The sequence below is a fragment of the Gilliamella sp. Choc6-1 genome, assembly GCF_001690385.1.
GTDB classification, from domain to species: Bacteria; Pseudomonadota; Gammaproteobacteria; order Enterobacterales; family Orbaceae; genus Gilliamella; species Gilliamella apicola_A.
The window spans coordinates 1-19,768 of record NZ_LZHI01000035.1 but is presented as its reverse complement, the minus strand read 5'-3'; the positions used below and the strand labels follow the sequence as shown (position 1 = coordinate 19,768).

Here is a 19,768-nt window from a genome sequence, read left to right as displayed (position 1 = left end):
GATATGAAAAAAATTGAAGCAATTATTAAACCATTTAAACTTGATGATATTCGAGAGGCACTTGCCGAGCAAGGTATTAGCGGAATGACAGTTACTGAGGTTAAAGGATTTGGTCGTCAAAAAGGGCATACTGAACTTTATCGTGGTGCGGAATATATGGTTGATTTTTTGCCGAAGGTCAAAATTGAGCTTATTGTCTCGGATGATATTTTAGAAACGTGTATTGAGGCCATTATGAAAACGGCACAAACAGGTAAAATCGGTGATGGTAAGATTTTTGTTTATAATGTTGAGCAAGTGATCCGTATTCGTACTGGCGAAATGGATGAATCGGCGATTTAATTCAATTTGTTATTGAATATCTGGTCTTTCTCTTTTTAATAATTCGGAACTTACAACACCTTGAATTGAACATATGAGAAGGGTCATATTTGCCCCCTTTTCAAGTAGTAATAATTTTTCAGTTGTATTTGGTGCTGGGACTGTTTTTACACCAATAACAGTCCCATTGTTATCATGCCAAACTTGAACATCCTCATTGATATTGCGAATTTTGGGATTCGCAATATAAAGTTGGTTATCTTCCATATTTTTCCATTTTAAGAAATTTAATGTATTTTTAATTTGTTTTATATCGTTATCAATAATAAATCCCCAAAAATAATACTTTCCGATCCTACCTAAATCCATAGCACTATCATAGTACCCTTTTATTGTTAAATCTTTATATTTAAAAGGGGTAGAAAAGTATAAGAAATTTTTAGAGGCATCAACACGGTTTGTTACTTGTATATAAGCCAAATTCTCATCGACAGTTTGGATATTGGTAAATTGTTGTAGTTCATCTTTATTATTATAAATAGTACTAAAAAAATTAGGATTACAAAGAACAAACGTTTCTATTAATGGTTGTTTATCGGCTAATGCCGTAAACGGGAAAAATAGGAAAAATACGCTCATAAAATTCTTTATCATAATAATGGTATAAAACGCAATGAATATTATTTAATTAACTAATACAGATTGTATAATTATTAAGTCAGAATAACAATAATTAAGCTGTTTTTCTTTTTTTGTTTACTGATAAAACATAAATTTAAGCTATGTTTTTACATTAATCTGTATTAATAATAAAAAATATATTTTTCAACTATTAATGATGTTGGTTTGTTTATTTATTATGGAATATAGATCCCATAATCATTAATTGATTGTAAAAATAGTTGGAGTATTGAAAAAAATAATATAGTTTAAATTTAACAGTAAGTTAATTAATAATTTAATATCAATGGAAATAAAATATGCAAGAGTCATTTGCACATCAAATATTAACAAAATTTACTACTTTTAATGATATTTCTACTAAAACTTTTTTTGGTGGCTTCAGTATAAGTAGTGGTACAATAATGTTCGGCTGGATTGGTAAAAACGGTTTTTATTTAAGAGGCCATTCATCTTATCGTTCTCTTTTTATTGAAGCAGGAATGCAACCATTAAGTGTATCATCAGGTGTTTCAACTAAACTACTTGATTATTATAAAGTTAATGATGATTGGTTGAATGATGAGGAAAAATTGCATTCCATAGCCAAAATGGTAATTGAGCATACTAAACAAGAACTATACGAAAAAAATGAAATTAAAAAAAAGCGAATAAAAGAATTGCCAAACATGACATTATCATTAGAGCGATTATTATGTAGTGTTGGAATTAAAGATGTTGAAACGTTGGAGAAAAAAGGATATTTGGAATCTTATTATATGATTAAAAGTAAAAAAGAGGAAATTTCAATTAATGTATTATTTAGCTTATATGGTTCATTACATAGACGTCATGTTGCTTCTTTATCAAAAACAATTAAAAATGAAATTAAGTTTGAATATCAACATTTTTTAGAGCAGATCGCTAATAGCTCCTAAGAGGAGCTATTAAGATTAGATGGAGTCATTATGTTAAATAATGGTTCCATTAACAATTATATCGTAACAGTCATTTCGAAATGATCTATTTTTAGATAACTATCTTCTGGTTAAGTGCACTATTGAGCTATTTTTTAATTAGAAGATCGCCTACGAGGAGTGCGTCTAAAAGCTTTCGGTGCAGGTAAATCAACTAATAATGCCGACGGATCATATTGGCTAACTGGTATTGCATGATCAATTGCTTTTTCAATAGCAGGCAAATTTTGTGAGTAACGTTCGCAAGCTAGTGAAATAGAATAACCTTCTGCACCAGCTCGCCCAGTTCGTCCGATTCGATGCCGATAGTCATCGCAATCATCAGGAAGATCGTAATTAAAAACATGAGTAACATTAGGTATATGTAACCCTCGAGCTGCAACATCGGTGGCAACTAAAATATCAAGATCACCTTGAGTAAATTGTTCTAAAATGAATAAACGTTTTTTCTGAGCGATATCACCGGTTAATAACCCAACTCGATGCCCATCAGCGACAAGGTGTCGCCAAATTTTTTCACAAGCTATTTTTGTGTTAGCAAAAACGATGCAGCGATCAGGCCATTCTTCTTCTATAAGTGTTTGTAATAAAGCTAATTTATCTTCATTGGATGGGAAGAATAATTCTTCTTTAATACGGTGGCCGATTTTTTGCTCAGGTTCAACCTCTACATACTGTGGATTATTCATATGTTCAAATGCAAGTTCACGCACATTATGTGTCAGCGTTGCAGAAAATAGCATGGTTAACCGTTTTTGTGGTGTAGTCATATGTTTGAAAATCCAGCGAACATCACGAATAAATCCTAAATCAAACATACGGTCTGCTTCGTCTAATACTACAACTTGAATTGCTTTTAAGTTAATGTAATTTTGTTTCGTATAGTCAATTAACCGCCCTGTCGTTGCAATCAAAATATCCACACCTGCTGATAACATTTTTAATTGTTTGTCATAACCATCACCACCGAAAGCTAATCCTAATTTTAGCCCAGTTTCTTCAGATAATAGCTCTGCGTCATTGTAGATCTGTACAACGAGTTCACGTGTTGGGGCAATAATTATTGCTCTTGGTTGATTGGTTTTATGATCCGGTAAAGGTTCATGATTCAATAAGTAATTAAATGTTGATGCTAAAAAAGCTAGAGTTTTGCCTGTTCCTGTTTGTCCTTGCCCCGCAATATCAATGCCCTTTGAGGTTAAGGGCAAAGTTTTTTCTTGAATTGGCGTACAATATACAAAACCCTTTTTTTCAAGTGCTTTTATCACCAAAGGATCAAGAGAAAATTGATTAAAAGTTGTTTTGGTAAGGTATGATTGGATCATTGTTATCAAAAATAATTATCAGAATTGTCAAATTATAACATATTAAATGGAGTCATATCACCAATAATTATGCCCTATTATAATAATTACTAGCAGAGTACCCTAAAATAACCTAACATTAGCCAATAAAATATATTTGGAGATAATAAGCATGTGTAATAATATTGTTTCAATTTCTGAAACTAATTTTGATAGTGTTATCAATGATACAACAAGACCTGTACTAGTTGATTTTTGGGCTGAATGGTGTGGTCCTTGTAAAATGGTTGCGCCTATTTTAGAAGAAGTAGCGCAGGAATATTGCGATAAAATTGTCATCGCTAAATTAAATGTTCAAGAGAATCCAAATATAGCCCCCAAATTTGGTATAAGGGGAATTCCTACTTTATTAATTTTTAAAAATGGTAAGGTTGTTGCAACTCAAGTTGGTGCACTTTCTAAAACTCAACTTATAAGTTTTATTGACGCACAATTATAATAGGTTATTTTATTTAATCATTGTTATTAAGAAAAAGAGTAATTGAAAGAAATTACTCTTTCCCCATTTTATGTGATTTGTCCTTTATATTTAGCTTAATATTTACAAATTTTAAAAAAACAAACTTAATTTATTATAGACATATTATTGTTTTTAGTGTAAATTGCTAACCTCTTACGAAGACCCCTTTCAACAATTCATTGTTTTTCTTGATAAAGTGGTGAAAATTCTATACTCAGATATTTAGTTATCATTAAAAGCTTCATAATTAAGTGAATTCGTGTGTTGTAAGAAAGAGAATTTTCAATGAGTAAATGAAACAAATAGACAAAAATAATATTAATTGCAAACATATCTAATTTATCCTCAAGAATTTTTAAAATTATGAATTTAACTGAATTAAAAAACACATCTGTTTCCGAGCTTGTAATGCTTGGTGAAAAAACAATGGGACTAGAAAATCTAGCACGCCTTAGAAAACAAGACATTATTTTTGCAATCTTGAAGCAACATGCCAAAAGTGGTGAAGATATTTTCGGTGATGGTGTTCTTGAAATTTTGCAAGATGGATTTGGTTTTTTGCGTTCAGCTGATAGCTCGTATTTAGCTGGCCCAGATGATATTTATGTCTCACCTAGCCAAATTCGCCGGTTTAATTTAAGGACTGGAGATACTATAGCAGGTAAAATTCGCCCTCCGAAAGAAGGGGAACGTTATTTTGCTTTGTTAAAAGTGAATGAAGTTAATCACGATAAACCAGAAGACGCCCGTAATAAAATTCTTTTCGAAAACTTAACTCCACTTCATCCAAATTCTCGTTTACGAATGGAACGAGGTAACGGTTCTACCGAAGATATCACCGCAAGAGTTCTTGATTTAGCATCACCAATTGGTAAAGGTCAACGTGGTTTAATAGTTGCTCCACCTAAAGCGGGTAAAACAATGCTTTTGCAAAATATTGCACAAAGTTTAGCGGTCAATCATCCGGAATGTGAATTGGTTGTATTAATGATTGATGAGCGCCCAGAAGAAGTGACTGAAATGCAGCGTTTAGTTAAAGGTGAAGTTGTCGCTTCGACATTCGATGAGCCAGCAGCAAGACACGTTCAAGTTGCTGAAATGGTCATTGAACGGGCAAAACGTTTGGTTGAACATAAAAAAGATGTGATTATTTTATTGGATTCGATTACACGTTTGGCGCGTGCATACAATACGGTTGTTCCTTCATCTGGTAAAGTGTTGACTGGTGGTGTAGATGCGAATGCATTGCATCGTCCGAAACGTTTTTTTGGTGCGGCGCGTAATGTAGAAGAAGGCGGGAGTTTAACTATTATAGCAACTGCGTTGATTGATACTGGTTCTAAAATGGATGAAGTTATTTATGAAGAGTTTAAAGGTACTGGAAATATGGAAGTTCATTTATCTCGTAAAATTGCTGAACGTCGTGTGTTCCCTGCCATTGACTTTAACCGCTCAGGTACGCGAAAAGAAGATCTAATGACTTCACCTGATGAACTCCAAAAAATGTGGATTTTACGTAAGATTCTTAATCCAATGGGTGAGATTGATGCGATGGAATTTTTAATCGATAAACTTGCCATGACTAAAACTAATGATGATTTTTTTGAAATGATGAAACGTTCATGATTTATTCAGTTGATGGTAAATATCATTAAAGTCATGAAAAAGAGCCGTATTGTATTCTGATACGGCTTTTTTTATGGCAAAATATAGCGTAATTTATAAAACTTAATTAAGTTTTAGGTGTTGTTAAAACCTTATGGTTAAGGTTATAGAGGTTTAATAAAGGAGCCAAATCATGTCAAAACAACAAATCGGTGTTATTGGAATGGCAGTTATGGGGCGAAATCTCGCGCTCAATATTGAAAGTCGTGGATTTTCTGTTGCTATTTATAATCGCTCTAAAGATAAAACAGAACAAGTCATGACTGAACATTCTGATAAGAAATTGGTTCCTTATTATACAATTGAAGATTTTGTCAATTCTTTAGAAAAACCACGCCGTATCCTGATTATGGTGCAAGCAGGTAAAGGTACTGATGCAGTAATTGATGAGTTGCGTCCACTTTTAGATAAAGGTGATATTATTATCGATGGTGGGAATGCCTATTTTGAAGATACAATTCGTCGTAACAAAACATTGTTAGCAGAAGGATTTAACTTTATTGGTACTGGTGTTTCAGGTGGCGAAGAGGGAGCGCTAAAAGGTCCATCAATTATGCCTGGTGGGCAAAAAGAGGCTTATGAATTAGTTGCCCCAATATTAGAGAAGATTGCAGCTAAGGCTAATGGCGAGCCTTGTGTTGCTTATATAGGTCCAAATGGCGCTGGTCATTATGTAAAAATGGCTCATAACGGCATTGAGTATGGCGATATGCAACTGATAGCTGAAAGCTATTCGGTATTAAAACATGCTGTTGGTTTAACTAATGATGAACTTGCTGAGGTGTTTACAGATTGGAATAAAGGCGAGTTAGACAGTTATTTAATCGAAATTACCGCTGATATCTTTAAGCATAAAGACGAAAACGGTAATTATTTAATTGATGTGATTTTAGATGCGGCAGGCAATAAAGGTACAGGTAAATGGACCAGCCAAAGTGCTTTAGATTTGGGTGAGCCTTTATCTTTAATCACTGAGTCTGTATTTGCTCGTTATCTATCAGCAATTAAAGATCAGCGAGTTGCGGCGGCAAAAGTGTTAAAAGGTCCTCAAAAAGCGCCTTATAGTGGTGATAAGCAGGAGCTTATAGAAAAAGTCCGTAAAGCACTTTATATGGGTAAAATTATCTCTTATGCACAAGGTTTTTCACAGCTAAAAGCCGCTTCACATAAATATCAATGGAATTTAAATTATGGTGAAATAGCTAAGATTTTTAGAGCAGGGTGTATAATCCGTGCACAGTTTCTTCAAAAAATTACCGACGCTTATGCTGATAATAATGAGATTGATAATCTGCTATTAGCACCATATTTTAATCAAACGGTCGAAGCCTACCAACAATCATTGCGTGATGTGGTATCTTTAGCGGTACAACAAGGTATTGCTGTTCCAACACTTTCAGCAGCGATTGCTTATTATGATAGTTATCGATCAGCGGTATTACCAGCTAATTTGATTCAAGCACAACGAGATTATTTTGGTGCTCATACCTATGAGCGTATTGATAAAGAAGGTGTGTTCCATACGGATTGGCTAAATATTGAATCATAATTTAGTTGATTAATAATCTTATTTAGATATACAAAAGCGCAAGTAAGCTTTGTGCTTTTGTTTATTTGTTTATTTGTTTATTTGTTTATTTGTTTATTTAGTGAATTTATTTCTTCTTTTCCTGTCTTATACATCATTATTTCATAAATGCTTGTCATTATTGACTTTGAATTTGTCAAGCCATTTTATTTATTAAAAAATCTAGAAAAACACTATATATGGTGTATAATCTAAAAATAGATACTATATATAGTGCTATCTGGGCGGTGTGAAAACTCGGTTTTATATCATAAAAGAGTAATAAGCACATGTATATTTTTATTGATATAAAGCCTATGCCAATTGCTAATTATTAATGAATATTGAGGAAATGTATGCCTGTAGTAATAAAACGAGATGGTTGTCAAACTGCATTTAATGAGGCTCGAATAAAAGATGCAATTGTCAAAGCAGCTGTGGCGGCGAATGTTCATGATCCAGATTATTGTGCAGCGGTTGCTCGTGTTATTACTAATCAAATGAGTGATCGTGAAAGTGTTGATATCAACGAAATTCAAAATGCAGTTGAAAATCAGTTAATGTCAGGTCCTTATAAAAAATTAGCAAGAATTTATATTGAGTATCGTCATGATCGTGATCGTGCTCGTGAAGAACGTAGCCGACTAAATCAAGATATTCGCGGACTAATTGAGCAAAGCAATGTTGCTATTTTAAATGAAAATGCTAATAAAGATAGTAAGGTGATCCCAACTCAGCGTGATTTACTAGCGGGTATTGTAGCAAGGCATTATGCTAAACAATATTTATTGCCTAAAGATATTTCACGCGCTCACGATTGCGGTGAGATCCATTATCATGACTTAGATTATGCACCGTTTTTTCCAATGTTTAACTGTATGTTGATTGATTTAGACGGAATGCTAACTAATGGTTTTAAAATGGGTAATGCTGAAATTGAGCCTCCAAAATCAATTGCAACAGCAACTGCGGTAACTGCACAAATTATTGCACAAGTGGCTAGTCATATTTATGGTGGCTCGACCATTAATCGTATCGATGAGGTTTTAGCAAAGTTTGTTACCATTAGTTATAACAAACACAAACAAGTGGCTGAAGAGTGGAATATTCCGAATCCAGAAGCTTATGCGAAAAGTCGTACTCAAAAAGAGTGTTATGATGCATTTCAATCTCTTGAATATGAAGTAAACACTTTGCACACAGCTAATGGACAAACCCCGTTCGTTACATTTGGTTTTGGTTTAGGGACTAGTTGGGAATCACGCTTAATTCAAGAGTCTATTTTAAAAGTTCGTATCAAAGGATTAGGTAAAAATCATAAAACAGCAGTTTTCCCAAAACTGGTTTTTGCTATTAAAGATGGTATTAACCATAAACAGGGTGATGATAATTATGATATTAAGGAACTTGCACTTGAGTGTGCAAGTAAACGTATGTACCCAGATATTTTAAATTACGATAAAGTTGTTGAGGTGACAGGTTCATTTAAAACGCCAATGGGTTGCCGGAGTTTTTTAGGAGTGTATGAAGAAGATGGTCAATTACTTCATGATGGTCGTAATAATTTAGGTGTCATTAGTCTAAACCTGCCTCGTATAGCTATTGAAGCTAAAGGTGATGAAGTACGGTTTTGGGAAATTTTAGATAAACGTCTAGAACTCTGTAAAAAAGCATTAATGACGCGTATTGCTAGACTTGATGGCGTAAAAGCACGAGTGGCACCTATTTTATATATGGAGGGTGCTTGTGGAGTTAGACTTAACGAAGATGATAGTGTTTCTGAAATTTTCAAAAATGGTCGAGCTTCAATTTCTTTAGGTTATATTGGTCTTCATGAAACATTAAATGCACTTTACGGAAATCAAATACACCCATTTGATAGTAATGAATTACGTGAAAAAGGGCTAGCTATTGTTAATCGTTTACGTAAAGCGGTAGATCAATGGAAAGAAGAGACAGGTTACGGTTTTAGCCTATATAGTACACCAAGTGAAAACTTATGCGATCGTTTCTGTCGACTTGATACGGCAGAGTTTGGCGTGATTTCTGGTGTTACAGACAAAGGATATTATACAAACAGTTTCCATCTTGATGTTGAGAAAAAGGTTAATCCGTACGAAAAAATCGAATTTGAAAAACCTTATCCTCAAGTTGCCAATGGTGGTTTCATTTGTTATGGGGAATATCCAAATATGATTAATAATATTAAAGCATTAGAGGATGTTTGGGATTATAGTTATAGTCGCGTGCCTTATTATGGTACTAACACACCAATTGATGAATGCTATGAATGTGGCTATACCGGTGAATTTTCTTGTACCAGTAAAGGCTTTGTTTGTCCAAGTTGCGGTAATCATGATTCATCAAAAGTCTCAGTTACCCGTCGTGTTTGCGGATATTTAGGTAGCCCTGATGCTCGCCCATTCAATGCAGGCAAACAAGAAGAAGTTAAACGTCGGGTTAAACATTTAGATAACGGTCAAATTGGCTAATAATTAATTAGTTATGAATTATCATCGTTATTATTCAGTTGATGTTGTAAATGGGGAAGGAACTCGATGTACACTCTTTGTTGCTGGCTGCGTTCATCAATGTCGCGGTTGCTATAATAAAAGTACTTGGGCTTTAGATTCTGGTTTGGTTTTTACACAAGCACTTGAAAATCAAATCATTAAAGATCTACAAGATACCGAAATAAAACGTCAAGGATTATCGCTTTCTGGTGGTGATCCTTTACATCCTCAAAACGTTGCAACTATATTAAAACTGGTTCAACGTGTTAAATCTGAGTGCGATAATAAAGATATCTGGCTTTGGACTGGGTATAAGCTCGATGAGTTAACATCTGAACAACAAGCGGTTATTCCTTATATTGATGTGTTAATTGATGGAAAATTTGTACAAGAACTTGCTGATCCTCGTCTATTATGGCGGGGAAGCAGCAATCAAATTATCCATCGTTTTAAGTAAAAATTATGAACTAATTACTGGGATTTATGTAAATTTAGAAGATAAGAAATAGCTTCTCGGTAGTTAATTTCAAGGTTTTCGCTACTTGATGAAGTGATATGTAAATCAGTAATTTTGCCATTATGAATCCCATACACCCAACCATGTAAATTAACTTTTTGACCTCGTTGCCATGCAGATTGAATAATTGTAGAATGTCCAAGATTGTATACTTGTTCAATTACATTAAGTTCACATAAAACATCCAAACGGATATCGGGAGGAAATTCTCCTAGAAGTGAGCTATTTCGAAACCAAAGATCACGAATATGCAGTAACCAGTTATTAATTAGCCCTAAATCAGGATTTTCAACCGCATCACGAATTCCCCCACAACCTAAATGACCACAAACAATGATATCTTCAATTTTAAGTACATCTACAGCATATTGAACAACAGATAGGCAGTTTAAATCAGTATGTATTACAAGATTACCAACATTACGATGTACAAATAATTCGCCAGGTTTTAGCTTAATGAGCTTTTCTGCTGAAACACGGCTATCTGAACAACCTATCCACAAAAATTTCGGATTTTGTTCAACGGCAAGTTGTTTGAAAAATTCGGGATCTTCTTGTGCTATTTTTTCTGACCACTCGTGGTTAAAACGAATTAAATCGTTTACATCAAACATAATTTATATTTCCTTTTATATTTCATTATTCTTATTGAAGTGAGTTTGCCATTTTGAAAATCATTATAATTTCACTCAATTCTTTTAATATGTTGCACTTTACTTTTCATAAGTAATTTTCGACATAATGGTGTAGTCAATATTTTTGCTTTAATAATTTTACTATAAAGTTTTAAACGTAGCTGAATGGTTTTTTGATAGTAACGTTTATTAGGATTTGGAGCACCATTATTTAAGATTTTACTTAAAATCTCAGCACTATCTAGAGCGTAGCTTATCCCTTCTAAGGAACTTGCACTAATAAAGCCAGCTGCTTCTCCAATCAAAAAAATATTTTCGCTGCCAGTATAGAAATCACGGAATCGATTTGGATAAATCACTAAACATTTTTCCGTTTTAAATGGCTCTCCAAAAATAAACCCTTGTTTTATTAATTTTTGTTTAAGATGCTCAAAATTTTGGGCTGCTTCTTTTTTAGGGAATGCACCTCCTAAAATAAAATAACCATCTTTAGAGATGCTCCAAGCATAGCAATTTGTTGATTCATTATCGAAAATACACGAATAAAATGGTTTTTTATGCTGATCAGTGAACCATTGTTGGATTGCGACATACTGTCTAATGGTATGATGGGGATAGCGCATTCTTCTAACAAGAGAATTGGCACCGTCAGCACCGACTACATATTGGGCTGTGGTGTTTTGTTCATTTTTATTTTCATCAAGATAAGTGATCTGATAACCATCAATAATACGCCTTACTTCTTTACAGAGTGTATTATGAAGAACGGTTACATTTGATGGTATCAGTGATTTTAGCCACAGGTCAAACTTGTGTCGGTCAAAACTAACATAACTTCGCTGATAATTGCGAACAAGTTTGGTTTGTAAGTCATAAGTTTTGACACTAAAAATTTGAGGATCAGTTAAAATATCAGCTGGTAAATTTATATTTTGCCTAGCAAAGGCTTTTTGTGCATCATCTGCTAATAGGCCCCCACAAGGTTTATGGAATCCGCCATTTCCCATTTTATGTTTTGTATCTAATGCAATAACTTTGAATGAAGAGCTAAGTAAACGGGCTAGAGTACTACCAGCAGGTCCAAGACCAATGATTGCGATATCGTAATCCATGTTATTATATTGCTTATTTGATCGCTTTTAAAAATGAGCTATGTTATCAAATTATATTAAGTGTGGCTATTAGATATGTGAGCTTATCTTATTATGCTATTTATCAAAAATTTTCTGTGAATTATGTGTTTTAATATTAAAACAGAATTTAACTTAAGCCTTTTATTAGTTAATTTTTGTTATGGCTCAATATTGGTTTTAAAAATTTTTGATTTAATTTATCAAATGGTAATGTGCGACTAATTAACACCAATCGAGATATTCTTCACGGTGCATTTTCCCAAGTGGAACCATAGTCAAATTCTACATACTTTATGTGTATCTTGAACAATCAAGCCTTGGTTGTTATCCTTAATAGCCAAAATACTTTTGTAGCGTAGCTATCGTTGCCATATTGTTTGACTAAACTTTCTATAAAATAGCCAATCTTTTTAGGTTGAGTTCACCAGATTCAAAAAGATAAAGACGGATATTATTTTATGATTTAACATGTTACTCTATAGTGGTAGTAGTTTAAAACTTGCTTGAAGCTTTTTAGTAGGATTGATAATAAAAAACCTTTATTTATTATTAGTTCATTATTAATGATCATGTATATCAAGCCATGCTGATTTGAAGAACAGCTCATTAATTGCGTCAATAATCATTACCTTTGATTAATTTTATGAATTAGATTGAGTACATTATTTTTTTGTTTATGGCCAATACAATCATTTTCTCGCCAAAATAATACAACCAGCAAATCCAATTTTTGAAAGGTTTACATAATGCTTGTCAAGATGTTTCAATATATACATTGTATCAGCAATGGTAACAATTGCATCAATCTGAATAGTTTGACTAATTAAATCATCAATAAAATATATTATTGTATAATAGAGATAGGATTATTAAGTTAGATGTTCCTATAATAAGGTGATCAATTTGCATTCACCCGCTATTCGTTTTGCATGTAACTTATGTAACACATTTGTCAGTTTGGTTTCGAATATTGTAGCAAATGCAGTCATTAGTTATCTCAACTATTTGGATTTCATTACTGATGTTTAATAAATTATTATCAATATTTATTTGTTCATATTCATTTTCAATAATGATTATTTTTTCATTATGGTCATTTTTCAACAAATAATTAATCATGGCGGTTTTTCTCGGACCAAGAAAACCTGTTAATATTGTAATAAGAATTAATAGTATATTAATTTTTTCTGTTATCTAATAATCTTAATTTTAGCAACATTTAAAACCACTCTTACCTGAATAACGAGCATCTTGGCGTTCTTTAAAAAACTCTTCATAAGTCATAGGGATTTGATCAGGATGCGTTAGCTTCATATGTTGGACATAATTGTCATAATCAGGAATACCGATCATTAATTTAGTTGCTTGACCAAAGTATTTTCTTGCTTTTGTGAGTGAATCAAACATATATTTCTCTTAATTAAGTAATATTAATTTTAGCTATATAAATGATTGTTTTTACATTATATAACTCAATTAATTATTAAAATTATTTCTGTTCCACTATAAGATGCTAATCTTTAATAGTCAATCATTGATTGAGTATAATTATCACATTATAAAATAAAAGTTTATATAGTCGCTGATTTTATTTACCTAATTAGCCATTAAACAATAGGATATATTCTAATATTTTCATAAAATTCATTTATCTATTAGTAAATAACTTCTATAATGTTCGCCAATTTATAATGTATAAGAGTTAATAATGGAAAAGTTTCACGTAACAGGACCAACATCGCTAAATGGCGAAGTGGTTATTTCTGGCGCAAAAAATGCTGCGCTACCCATTTTATTTTCTGCAATTTTGGCAGAAAAACCAGTAGAACTTCGAAATGTTCCTAAGTTAAAAGATATCGATACAACTTTGGAATTGCTAGGCCAGCTAGGTGTAAAATATGAACGAAATGATTCCATTCACCTTGATGCAGGTCATCTGAATAACTACTGTGCACCTTATGAGCTAGTAAAAACTATGCGTGCTTCAATTTGGGCTTTAGGTCCTCTTGTCGCTCGCTTTGGACAAGGACAAGTTTCATTACCGGGTGGTTGTGCTATTGGGGCAAGGCCTGTTGATCTTCATATTAGTGGTCTTGAACAACTTGGTGCGATAATCACACTTGATGAAGGCTATGTTAAAGCGTCGGTCAATGGAAAACTAAAAGGTACTCATATTGTCATGGATAAAGTGAGTGTTGGCGCTACTGTTACGATTATGTCAGCCGCAACTTTAGCTGAAGGCAAAACTATCATCGAAAATGCAGCATGTGAACCTGAAATTGTTGATACCGCTAAGTTCCTAAATATGTTAGGCGCTAAAATTATTGGTGCTGGTACAATGCGTATTGAGATAGAAGGGGTTGAACGTTTAGGTGGTGGTATACATGAAATAGTTCCTGATCGTATTGAAACAGGGACTTTTTTAGTTGCGGCAGCTATATCTAGAAGTAAAATTACTTGTCGTAAAACCGATCCAACCCTACTTGATGCGGTACTTTCTAAATTAAAAGAGGCTGGTGCTAAAATTGAAATTGGTGATAATTGGATTTGTTTAGATATGCAAGGAAAAAGGGCGAAGGCGGTTAACATTCATACTGCTCCGCATCCAGGTTTTCCTACTGATATGCAAGCACAATTCTCATTGCTAAATATGGTTGCTGAAGGTACAGGAATCATTAAAGAAACCATTTTTGAAAATCGATTTATGCATGTTCCTGAGCTAATTCGCATGGGTGCAAAGGCAGAAATTGAAGGTAATACCTTAATTACCCATGGTGTTGAAACATTGAGCGGTGCTCAAGTAATGGCGACAGATTTACGGGCGTCAGCGAGTTTAGTTTTAGCTGGTTGTATTGCTGAAGGTTTAACTACTGTTGATCGTATTTACCATATTGATCGAGGCTATGACAATATTGAAGCAAAATTAAGAAAATTAGGCGCCAATATTGAAAGAGTGAAATAATTCATTTTCGCTAAAGAACTTAATAAGTTGTTTATTCAAAAGGAGCGTAATGATGACAAAGCAAGCATTGGTGTTTTTATCGAATGGTTGTGAAGAAACAGAAGCGGTAACCACTATTGATTTATTAACCCGAGCTGATATTAAAGTTACTACTGCAAGTATTTCAAGTTCTCGTGAGGTTGAATGTTCTCGAGGAGTAACCATTTTGGCAAAAAAAATCCTTTCGGATGTTCAATACATTGATTTTGATGTTGTTGTTTTACCTGGAGGTGTTAAAGGTGCTGAAAATTTTCGAGATTGTCCACTGTTAATCGAAAAATTGAAACAAACGCACCAAAGTGGCGGCATTGTTGCAGCAATCTGCGCCTCTCCAGCTATGGTTTTACAACATCATAACTTATTTTCACACGCATATATGACTGGTTATCCAACTACTAAAGAGGCGTTTAAAAATTGGAAGTCCGATAGAGTTTATTTTGATGAGTTGTATAAAGTTATTACTAGCCAAGGTCCCGCAACGTCTATTGATTTTGCTTTGAAAATTATAGATGCGTTGTTAGGCCGAATAAAAGCAGCTGAGATTGCTCGGCAATTAGTTCTTCCTTTGGGGATTGAATCCTATCAATAAATAGGTACTAAATGTCAAATTCACATTTGTATGAAAAATTAGTTAAAAGAGCGACGCTAGGTGCTGTTTCAATTTCTATTTCCTTAATTTTAATTAAATTTATTACTTGTTGGTTTACCGGTTCAATAAGTTTATTTGCTTCATTATTAGATTCAAGTATCGATTTAATTGCTTCAGGTGTTAACTTTTTTTTAGTTCGTTATGCACTTAAGCCCGCAGATGCTGATCATACTTTTGGTCATGGCAAGGCAGAATCTTTGGCCGCATTATTACAAAGTGCGTTTATTATTGGTTCTGCAATAATTTTATTACTTTCTAGTATTCGCTCTTTTATTCATCCGAGTGAACTGCAAGAACCTTTATTAGGGATTATTGTATCAACTGTTTCTGCTGTAGTTACATGTATTCTTGTTTTATATCAAATATATGTTGTAAAAATCACCAAAAGTAATGCTATTCAAGCTGATATGTTGCATTATTCTTCCGACATGTTGTTGAATATTGCTGTTATAATTGCACTTTGTTTAAGTTGGTATGGCATTACTTATGCTGATGCGGCCTTTGCATTTTTTATTGCTTTGTATATTTGTTATAATGCTTATCATATTGCACATAATGCAATTAAAGACCTATTAGATCACGCCTTACCAGATAGTGATAATTTGCGAATAGCTGAAATTGTGGCTTCATATCCAGATGTAAGAGGTTTTCATGATCTAAAGACCCGCCAAGCAGGGCCTCTTAAATTTATTCAATTGCATCTTGAATTAGACGATGATATGCCTTTAATCACTGCTCATGCCATTGCTGATGCTATTGAAAAACATATTTCTAAAGAATTTTCTCCTGCAACAGTGATTATTCATCAAGATCCAATTTCTGTTGTACCCATCGAAATGATGAAGTAGAAAAATTAATCAAAAATAGCCTTTATCTTCTATTGTTAGATATCTGTTAAGACTCTATAATAACTAAAAGTTAATAATTTGGAGTTATTTATATGATAAAAAAAATAGGTATTTTAACCAGTGGTGGCGACGCTCCAGGAATGAATGCAGCTATTCGAGGTGTAGTGAGAACAGCATTATCAGAAGGGTTGGATGTTTTTGGTGTTTATGATGGTTATATGGGACTTTGCGAAGATCGCATTGTTCAACTAAAGCGTTCAAGTGTATCTGATATTATTACTCGTGGTGGTACATTTCTTGGTTCGGCTAGATTTCCAGAGTTTAAAGATAAAGCTGTAAGACAAAAAGCCATTGCTAATCTAAAAAAACATCAAATTGATGCTTTAGTTGTTATTGGTGGTGATGGTTCATATATGGGCGCAATGCGATTAACTGAAGAAGGTTTTCCATGTATTGGTTTACCAGGAACTATTGATAATGATATTCGTGGTACTGATTATACTATAGGTTATTTTACTGCGCTTAGTACTGCTGTTGAAGCAATCGATAGATTACGTGATACTTGTTCTTCACATAACCGAATTTCAGTTATTGAAATAATGGGGCGAGATTGTGGTGATTTAACCTTAAATGCAGCAGTTGCTGGTGGTTGCGAATTTATGATTATTCCAGAGGTTTCTTATACGAAGGAAGATCTAATCGAAGAAATTAAACTAGGCTTTGCAAAAGGTAAAAAACATGCAATTGTGACTGTTACAGAACATATGTGTGATGTAAATCAACTTGCAGTAGACATTGAAGCTGCTGTTCATCACGAAACTCGTGCCACAGTATTAGGGCACGTTCAACGTGGTGGTTCTCCTGTCCCTTATGATCGTATTTTGGGGTCTCGTATGGGGGCTTATGCTGTTGAATTACTGCTACAAGGCTATGCAGGTAGAAGCGTTGGCGTACAAAATGGTAAATTAGTACATCACGATATTATAGATGCTATCAATAATATGAAGCGTCCATTTGATATGGAACTATATAATACAGCTAAACGCTTATTCTAAGTAGGGTATTGTCGATAAAATCAGCTTAATTTAAAAATATAGGCCTATTAAAGGTGAGCTATTGATTGCAAAGATTATATCTCATTTGTTGACCTAACGTTCACCTTATAAGCTTTAACAATTCATTATTAATATGCATTTCAAGCAAATATAAATTTCTTTAAATTTTTCTCTATAAAAACCCATTAAAAAAATTTTGACAATTAAATAAAAGTTACTCTAATTGTCATAGATTAATTATAAATATAATATTCATCATATTATATTTATAATTAAACTTGGGTAAAATTTAAAAAATGAAGGGGATTATGTCGCTAATATATCGAGAAGACCTAGAGCGTATTTATGTGGTAGATAATAACCAAGAAATAGCAGAAATGACATTTTCTAGAATAGGCCAAGATAAGGCAGCCATTAATCATACCTATGTTGATCCTCGATATCGAGGGCAAGGCATAGCTAATAAATTATTAAGTCTTGTTTTGAAAAAGTTAAAACAAGAGCAAAGAGAAATCATATCTTTATGTTCATTTGTAGATAAAAAATTAATTTAATAATAAGTTTCAAATATTTTTTAAACTGCTTCAGCGAAGTAATATCATATTTTAATAATTTTCTGTATTTATCTATAAATAACTTACTAGTGACATCTAAATATATGATACATTATCATTAATAATTATATTTTAATTTCTAATATTCAAAATGGCATCATTACAAGCTCAGAAAATTCATTCTATACATGTATTACGTGGTGTTGCAATTATTATGATTGTTTTTAGTCACTGCTTGGGTGTGTTTAAAAATACTCATTTAATTGCTAATAGTTATTTATTTTCTTTTTTAAATTTATTTGCATTTAACTTCACGACATTTTTTGTATTAATTGCTGGTTTTTTATTTCAACATCTAACATATAAATTTGATACTAAAACATATTATTTATCAAAGTTTAAGACTGTTGTGTGTCCTTATATTTCGGTATCTATTTTTTGTTTTATTTTTTTTCATTATCAAAATTTATCTAATTTACCTTCGCTATCATTCACTGAACCCAGCATAATAAGCAAAGTTGTTATAATGATGCTAACTGGAACGCAGCTTTTGCCTTTATGGTTTATCCCAATGATTATTATTGTTTATGCAATGGGTCCTATTTTTTTATATTGGTCAAAAAAAAGTTTAATTATTGCTGGCATGATTTCTATGTTTTGGGTGGTGATATTTACTAAACCTGATTTTACTAAGCCTCTTCTGAATTTATTGCATTATGGACCTGTTTATTTAACAGGAATGATGATAAGGCAAAATTATGAAACAATTATAAGGGCAGTAAAAAATAATTTGTTTTTAATTATCTTATTTTTTAACTTATGTTTTTTCGTACCATTTATTGGTCGTTATGTTGATAATCTTGGCGTTGAAAAACTTTATCTTGATACTTTACAAAAAATTATTCTATTTATATTAGCTCTTTACTTTTTAGATGGACTTAATGGTAAAACTAATGATGGGAAGGCTTATAAATTTTTATCTTATATGGCAAATATTAGTTTCCCAATTTATTTTATTCATGAAATTATTGTTTTTCAGTTGGAAAAATTATTATTTGATACCCCAATGGGAAATATAACTTTAACAACAAATGGTTTATTAGCATCATTAGGCGCAATTATTTTATTAATATTAACTCTAATAATAAGTGTAATTATAGCTAATATAATAAAATCAATCTTCAAAGATAAAGCAAAATATCTTATTGGTAGTATTCACTAAAATAAAGTTGTAATGTTGTCGTAATTAAGTTTGGTATTTACTAAATACCGCCTCAATATTAGTATTACGCAATTTACAAGTAAATTTTAATTAATGTTTTGTTTTTTAAAAACATATTTATACCATTTTGTTTTATATCAACAATTTTAATGAAATAGATTGAGTAAATAAAAAACAAACGATAAAAAAAATATAATTAACACTTGCATGATTTTTTAAAGTCCCTATAATGCGCACCCACTGACACGACGTCATCGAAATTGGACGGGAATAGAGTTGGTGAACAAGGTCAAAAATTTTAAAAAAAGATCTTGACGAATAAAAAGGTGTAGCGTAACATACGCAGCCCTTGAGACAGCAAAGATGATTAACGAAAAGTTGATTGAGAATTGGAAGCTGTTAGCTCTTTAAAAAGAAGAAACAGACAATCTGTGTGGGCACTTGCGAGACGAAGAATTAAAGTCTACGGACTAAAAAGATTAAGAAGTCTTGATAAGTGACACTGAAGATTCATTTGAATATGTCAGAGACAGTTATTGAGCATCAAACTTTAAATTGAAGAGTTTGATCATGGCTCAGATTGAACGCTGGCGGCAGGCTTAACACATGCAAGTCGAACGGTAACAT

At 32.7% G+C, this 19,768-nt stretch carries 19 protein-coding genes and 1 rRNA gene; 14 read left to right on the top strand and 6 right to left on the bottom strand.

All coding sequences use genetic code 11. The annotated features are described in order from the left end of the window. The first annotated feature begins 3 nt into the window (after window positions 1–3). Complete coding sequence (gene glnB, locus A9G36_RS04835; protein ID WP_034948487.1) at window positions 4–342, top strand: nitrogen regulatory protein P-II; 339 nt, start codon at window positions 4–6, stop codon at window positions 340–342. Window positions 343–351: 9 nt separating this feature from the next. On the opposite strand, the gene A9G36_RS04830 is transcribed toward glnB, so the two are convergent. Then, on the bottom strand, window positions 352–960 hold the full coding sequence (locus A9G36_RS04830) for a hypothetical protein (protein ID WP_034948484.1): 609 nt from the start codon (window positions 958–960) through the stop codon (window positions 352–354). 341 nt (window positions 961–1,301) lie between these two features. On the opposite strand from A9G36_RS04830, the gene A9G36_RS04825 reads away from it, so the two are divergent. Continuing rightward, window positions 1,302–1,919 carry a TfoX/Sxy family protein gene (locus A9G36_RS04825; protein WP_034948481.1) on the top strand — a complete coding sequence of 206 codons (618 nt, stop codon included), beginning with the start codon at window positions 1,302–1,304 and terminating at the stop codon, window positions 1,917–1,919. Window positions 1,920–2,053: 134 nt separating this feature from the next. Here the strand turns inward: A9G36_RS04825 and rhlB are convergent, their stop codons facing one another. Beyond that, window positions 2,054–3,283 carry an ATP-dependent RNA helicase RhlB gene (gene rhlB, locus A9G36_RS04820; RefSeq protein ID WP_065569505.1) on the bottom strand — a complete coding sequence of 410 codons (1,230 nt, stop codon included), beginning with the start codon at window positions 3,281–3,283 and terminating at the stop codon, window positions 2,054–2,056. Window positions 3,284–3,434: 151 nt separating this feature from the next. Between rhlB and trxA the strand changes: the two genes are divergently transcribed. From trxA to nrdG, 5 genes are all read left to right on the top strand, one after another. Further along, window positions 3,435–3,761, top strand: a complete 327-nt coding sequence (trxA, locus tag A9G36_RS04815; RefSeq protein ID WP_065569504.1) for a thioredoxin TrxA — start codon at window positions 3,435–3,437, stop codon at window positions 3,759–3,761. Window positions 3,762–4,145: 384 nt separating this feature from the next. Then, complete coding sequence (gene rho / locus A9G36_RS04810) at window positions 4,146–5,408, top strand: transcription termination factor Rho (protein WP_034948478.1); 1,263 nt, start codon at window positions 4,146–4,148, stop codon at window positions 5,406–5,408. 172 nt (window positions 5,409–5,580) lie between these two features. Then, on the top strand, window positions 5,581–6,996 hold the full coding sequence (gndA, locus tag A9G36_RS04805; RefSeq protein WP_065569503.1) for an NADP-dependent phosphogluconate dehydrogenase: 1,416 nt from the start codon (window positions 5,581–5,583) through the stop codon (window positions 6,994–6,996). A gap of 374 nt (window positions 6,997–7,370) precedes the next feature. Further along, window positions 7,371–9,506, top strand: a complete 2,136-nt coding sequence (gene nrdD, locus A9G36_RS04800) for an anaerobic ribonucleoside-triphosphate reductase (protein ID WP_065585462.1) — start codon at window positions 7,371–7,373, stop codon at window positions 9,504–9,506. A gap of 13 nt (window positions 9,507–9,519) precedes the next feature. After that, on the top strand, window positions 9,520–9,984 hold the full coding sequence (nrdG, locus tag A9G36_RS04795; protein ID WP_065569501.1) for an anaerobic ribonucleoside-triphosphate reductase-activating protein: 465 nt from the start codon (window positions 9,520–9,522) through the stop codon (window positions 9,982–9,984). A gap of 14 nt (window positions 9,985–9,998) precedes the next feature. On the opposite strand, the gene can is transcribed toward nrdG, so the two are convergent. From can to A9G36_RS04775, 4 genes are all read right to left on the bottom strand, one after another. Next, complete coding sequence (can, locus tag A9G36_RS04790; protein ID WP_034948467.1) at window positions 9,999–10,658, bottom strand: carbonate dehydratase; 660 nt, start codon at window positions 10,656–10,658, stop codon at window positions 9,999–10,001. 71 nt (window positions 10,659–10,729) lie between these two features. Then, window positions 10,730–11,791, bottom strand: a complete 1,062-nt coding sequence (locus A9G36_RS04785; protein WP_065569500.1) for an FAD-binding protein — start codon at window positions 11,789–11,791, stop codon at window positions 10,730–10,732. A gap of 957 nt (window positions 11,792–12,748) precedes the next feature. Further along, window positions 12,749–12,967, bottom strand: a complete 219-nt coding sequence (locus A9G36_RS10490; protein WP_442902652.1) for a GTP-binding protein — start codon at window positions 12,965–12,967, stop codon at window positions 12,749–12,751. Window positions 12,968–13,021: 54 nt separating this feature from the next. Then, complete coding sequence (locus tag A9G36_RS04775) at window positions 13,022–13,219, bottom strand: YbdD/YjiX family protein (RefSeq protein ID WP_034948461.1); 198 nt, start codon at window positions 13,217–13,219, stop codon at window positions 13,022–13,024. Between the two features lie 301 nt (window positions 13,220–13,520). On the opposite strand from A9G36_RS04775, the gene murA reads away from it, so the two are divergent. The 7 genes from murA to A9G36_RS04740 all read left to right on the top strand — a co-directional run. Beyond that, window positions 13,521–14,774 carry a UDP-N-acetylglucosamine 1-carboxyvinyltransferase gene (murA, locus tag A9G36_RS04770; protein ID WP_065569498.1) on the top strand — a complete coding sequence of 418 codons (1,254 nt, stop codon included), beginning with the start codon at window positions 13,521–13,523 and terminating at the stop codon, window positions 14,772–14,774. A gap of 52 nt (window positions 14,775–14,826) precedes the next feature. After that, window positions 14,827–15,402, top strand: coding sequence for a DJ-1 family glyoxalase III (locus tag A9G36_RS04765; protein ID WP_065569497.1), 576 nt, complete (start codon window positions 14,827–14,829; stop codon window positions 15,400–15,402). Between the two features lie 11 nt (window positions 15,403–15,413). Further along, window positions 15,414–16,310, top strand: coding sequence for a cation diffusion facilitator family transporter (locus A9G36_RS04760; RefSeq protein WP_065569496.1), 897 nt, complete (start codon window positions 15,414–15,416; stop codon window positions 16,308–16,310). 92 nt (window positions 16,311–16,402) lie between these two features. Continuing rightward, complete coding sequence (gene pfkA, locus A9G36_RS04755; RefSeq protein WP_065569495.1) at window positions 16,403–17,365, top strand: 6-phosphofructokinase; 963 nt, start codon at window positions 16,403–16,405, stop codon at window positions 17,363–17,365. Window positions 17,366–17,673: 308 nt separating this feature from the next. After that, window positions 17,674–17,919 (top strand): GNAT family N-acetyltransferase, encoded by a 246-nt coding sequence (locus A9G36_RS04750; protein WP_034948445.1) that lies wholly within the window; start codon window positions 17,674–17,676, stop codon window positions 17,917–17,919. A gap of 151 nt (window positions 17,920–18,070) precedes the next feature. Next, window positions 18,071–19,141 carry an acyltransferase family protein gene (locus tag A9G36_RS04745; protein ID WP_065569494.1) on the top strand — a complete coding sequence of 357 codons (1,071 nt, stop codon included), beginning with the start codon at window positions 18,071–18,073 and terminating at the stop codon, window positions 19,139–19,141. Window positions 19,142–19,693: 552 nt separating this feature from the next. Continuing rightward, window positions 19,694–19,768, top strand: a 16S ribosomal RNA gene (locus tag A9G36_RS04740); the annotation flags it as partial.

Coding starts and splice junctions, on each gene's coding strand:
- murA (WP_065569498.1), top strand. CDS start 13,521: ATGGAAAAGTTTCACGTAACAGGACCAACATCGCTAAATGGCGAAGTG.
- pfkA (WP_065569495.1), top strand. CDS start 16,403: ATGATAAAAAAAATAGGTATTTTAACCAGTGGTGGCGACGCTCCAGGA.
- A9G36_RS04825 (WP_034948481.1), top strand. CDS start 1,302: ATGCAAGAGTCATTTGCACATCAAATATTAACAAAATTTACTACTTTT.
- gndA (WP_065569503.1), top strand. CDS start 5,581: ATGTCAAAACAACAAATCGGTGTTATTGGAATGGCAGTTATGGGGCGA.
- nrdD (WP_065585462.1), top strand. CDS start 7,371: ATGCCTGTAGTAATAAAACGAGATGGTTGTCAAACTGCATTTAATGAG.
- rho (WP_034948478.1), top strand. CDS start 4,146: ATGAATTTAACTGAATTAAAAAACACATCTGTTTCCGAGCTTGTAATG.
- can (WP_034948467.1), bottom strand. CDS start 10,658: ATGTTTGATGTAAACGATTTAATTCGTTTTAACCACGAGTGGTCAGAA.
- A9G36_RS04830 (WP_034948484.1), bottom strand. CDS start 960: ATGAGCGTATTTTTCCTATTTTTCCCGTTTACGGCATTAGCCGATAAA.
- glnB (WP_034948487.1), top strand. CDS start 4: ATGAAAAAAATTGAAGCAATTATTAAACCATTTAAACTTGATGATATT.
- A9G36_RS04785 (WP_065569500.1), bottom strand. CDS start 11,791: ATGGATTACGATATCGCAATCATTGGTCTTGGACCTGCTGGTAGTACT.
- A9G36_RS04745 (WP_065569494.1), top strand. CDS start 18,071: ATGGCATCATTACAAGCTCAGAAAATTCATTCTATACATGTATTACGT.
- A9G36_RS04750 (WP_034948445.1), top strand. CDS start 17,674: ATGTCGCTAATATATCGAGAAGACCTAGAGCGTATTTATGTGGTAGAT.
- A9G36_RS04775 (WP_034948461.1), bottom strand. CDS start 13,219: ATGTTTGATTCACTCACAAAAGCAAGAAAATACTTTGGTCAAGCAACT.
- A9G36_RS04765 (WP_065569497.1), top strand. CDS start 14,827: ATGACAAAGCAAGCATTGGTGTTTTTATCGAATGGTTGTGAAGAAACA.
- A9G36_RS04760 (WP_065569496.1), top strand. CDS start 15,414: ATGTCAAATTCACATTTGTATGAAAAATTAGTTAAAAGAGCGACGCTA.
- rhlB (WP_065569505.1), bottom strand. CDS start 3,283: ATGATCCAATCATACCTTACCAAAACAACTTTTAATCAATTTTCTCTT.
- trxA (WP_065569504.1), top strand. CDS start 3,435: ATGTGTAATAATATTGTTTCAATTTCTGAAACTAATTTTGATAGTGTT.
- nrdG (WP_065569501.1), top strand. CDS start 9,520: ATGAATTATCATCGTTATTATTCAGTTGATGTTGTAAATGGGGAAGGA.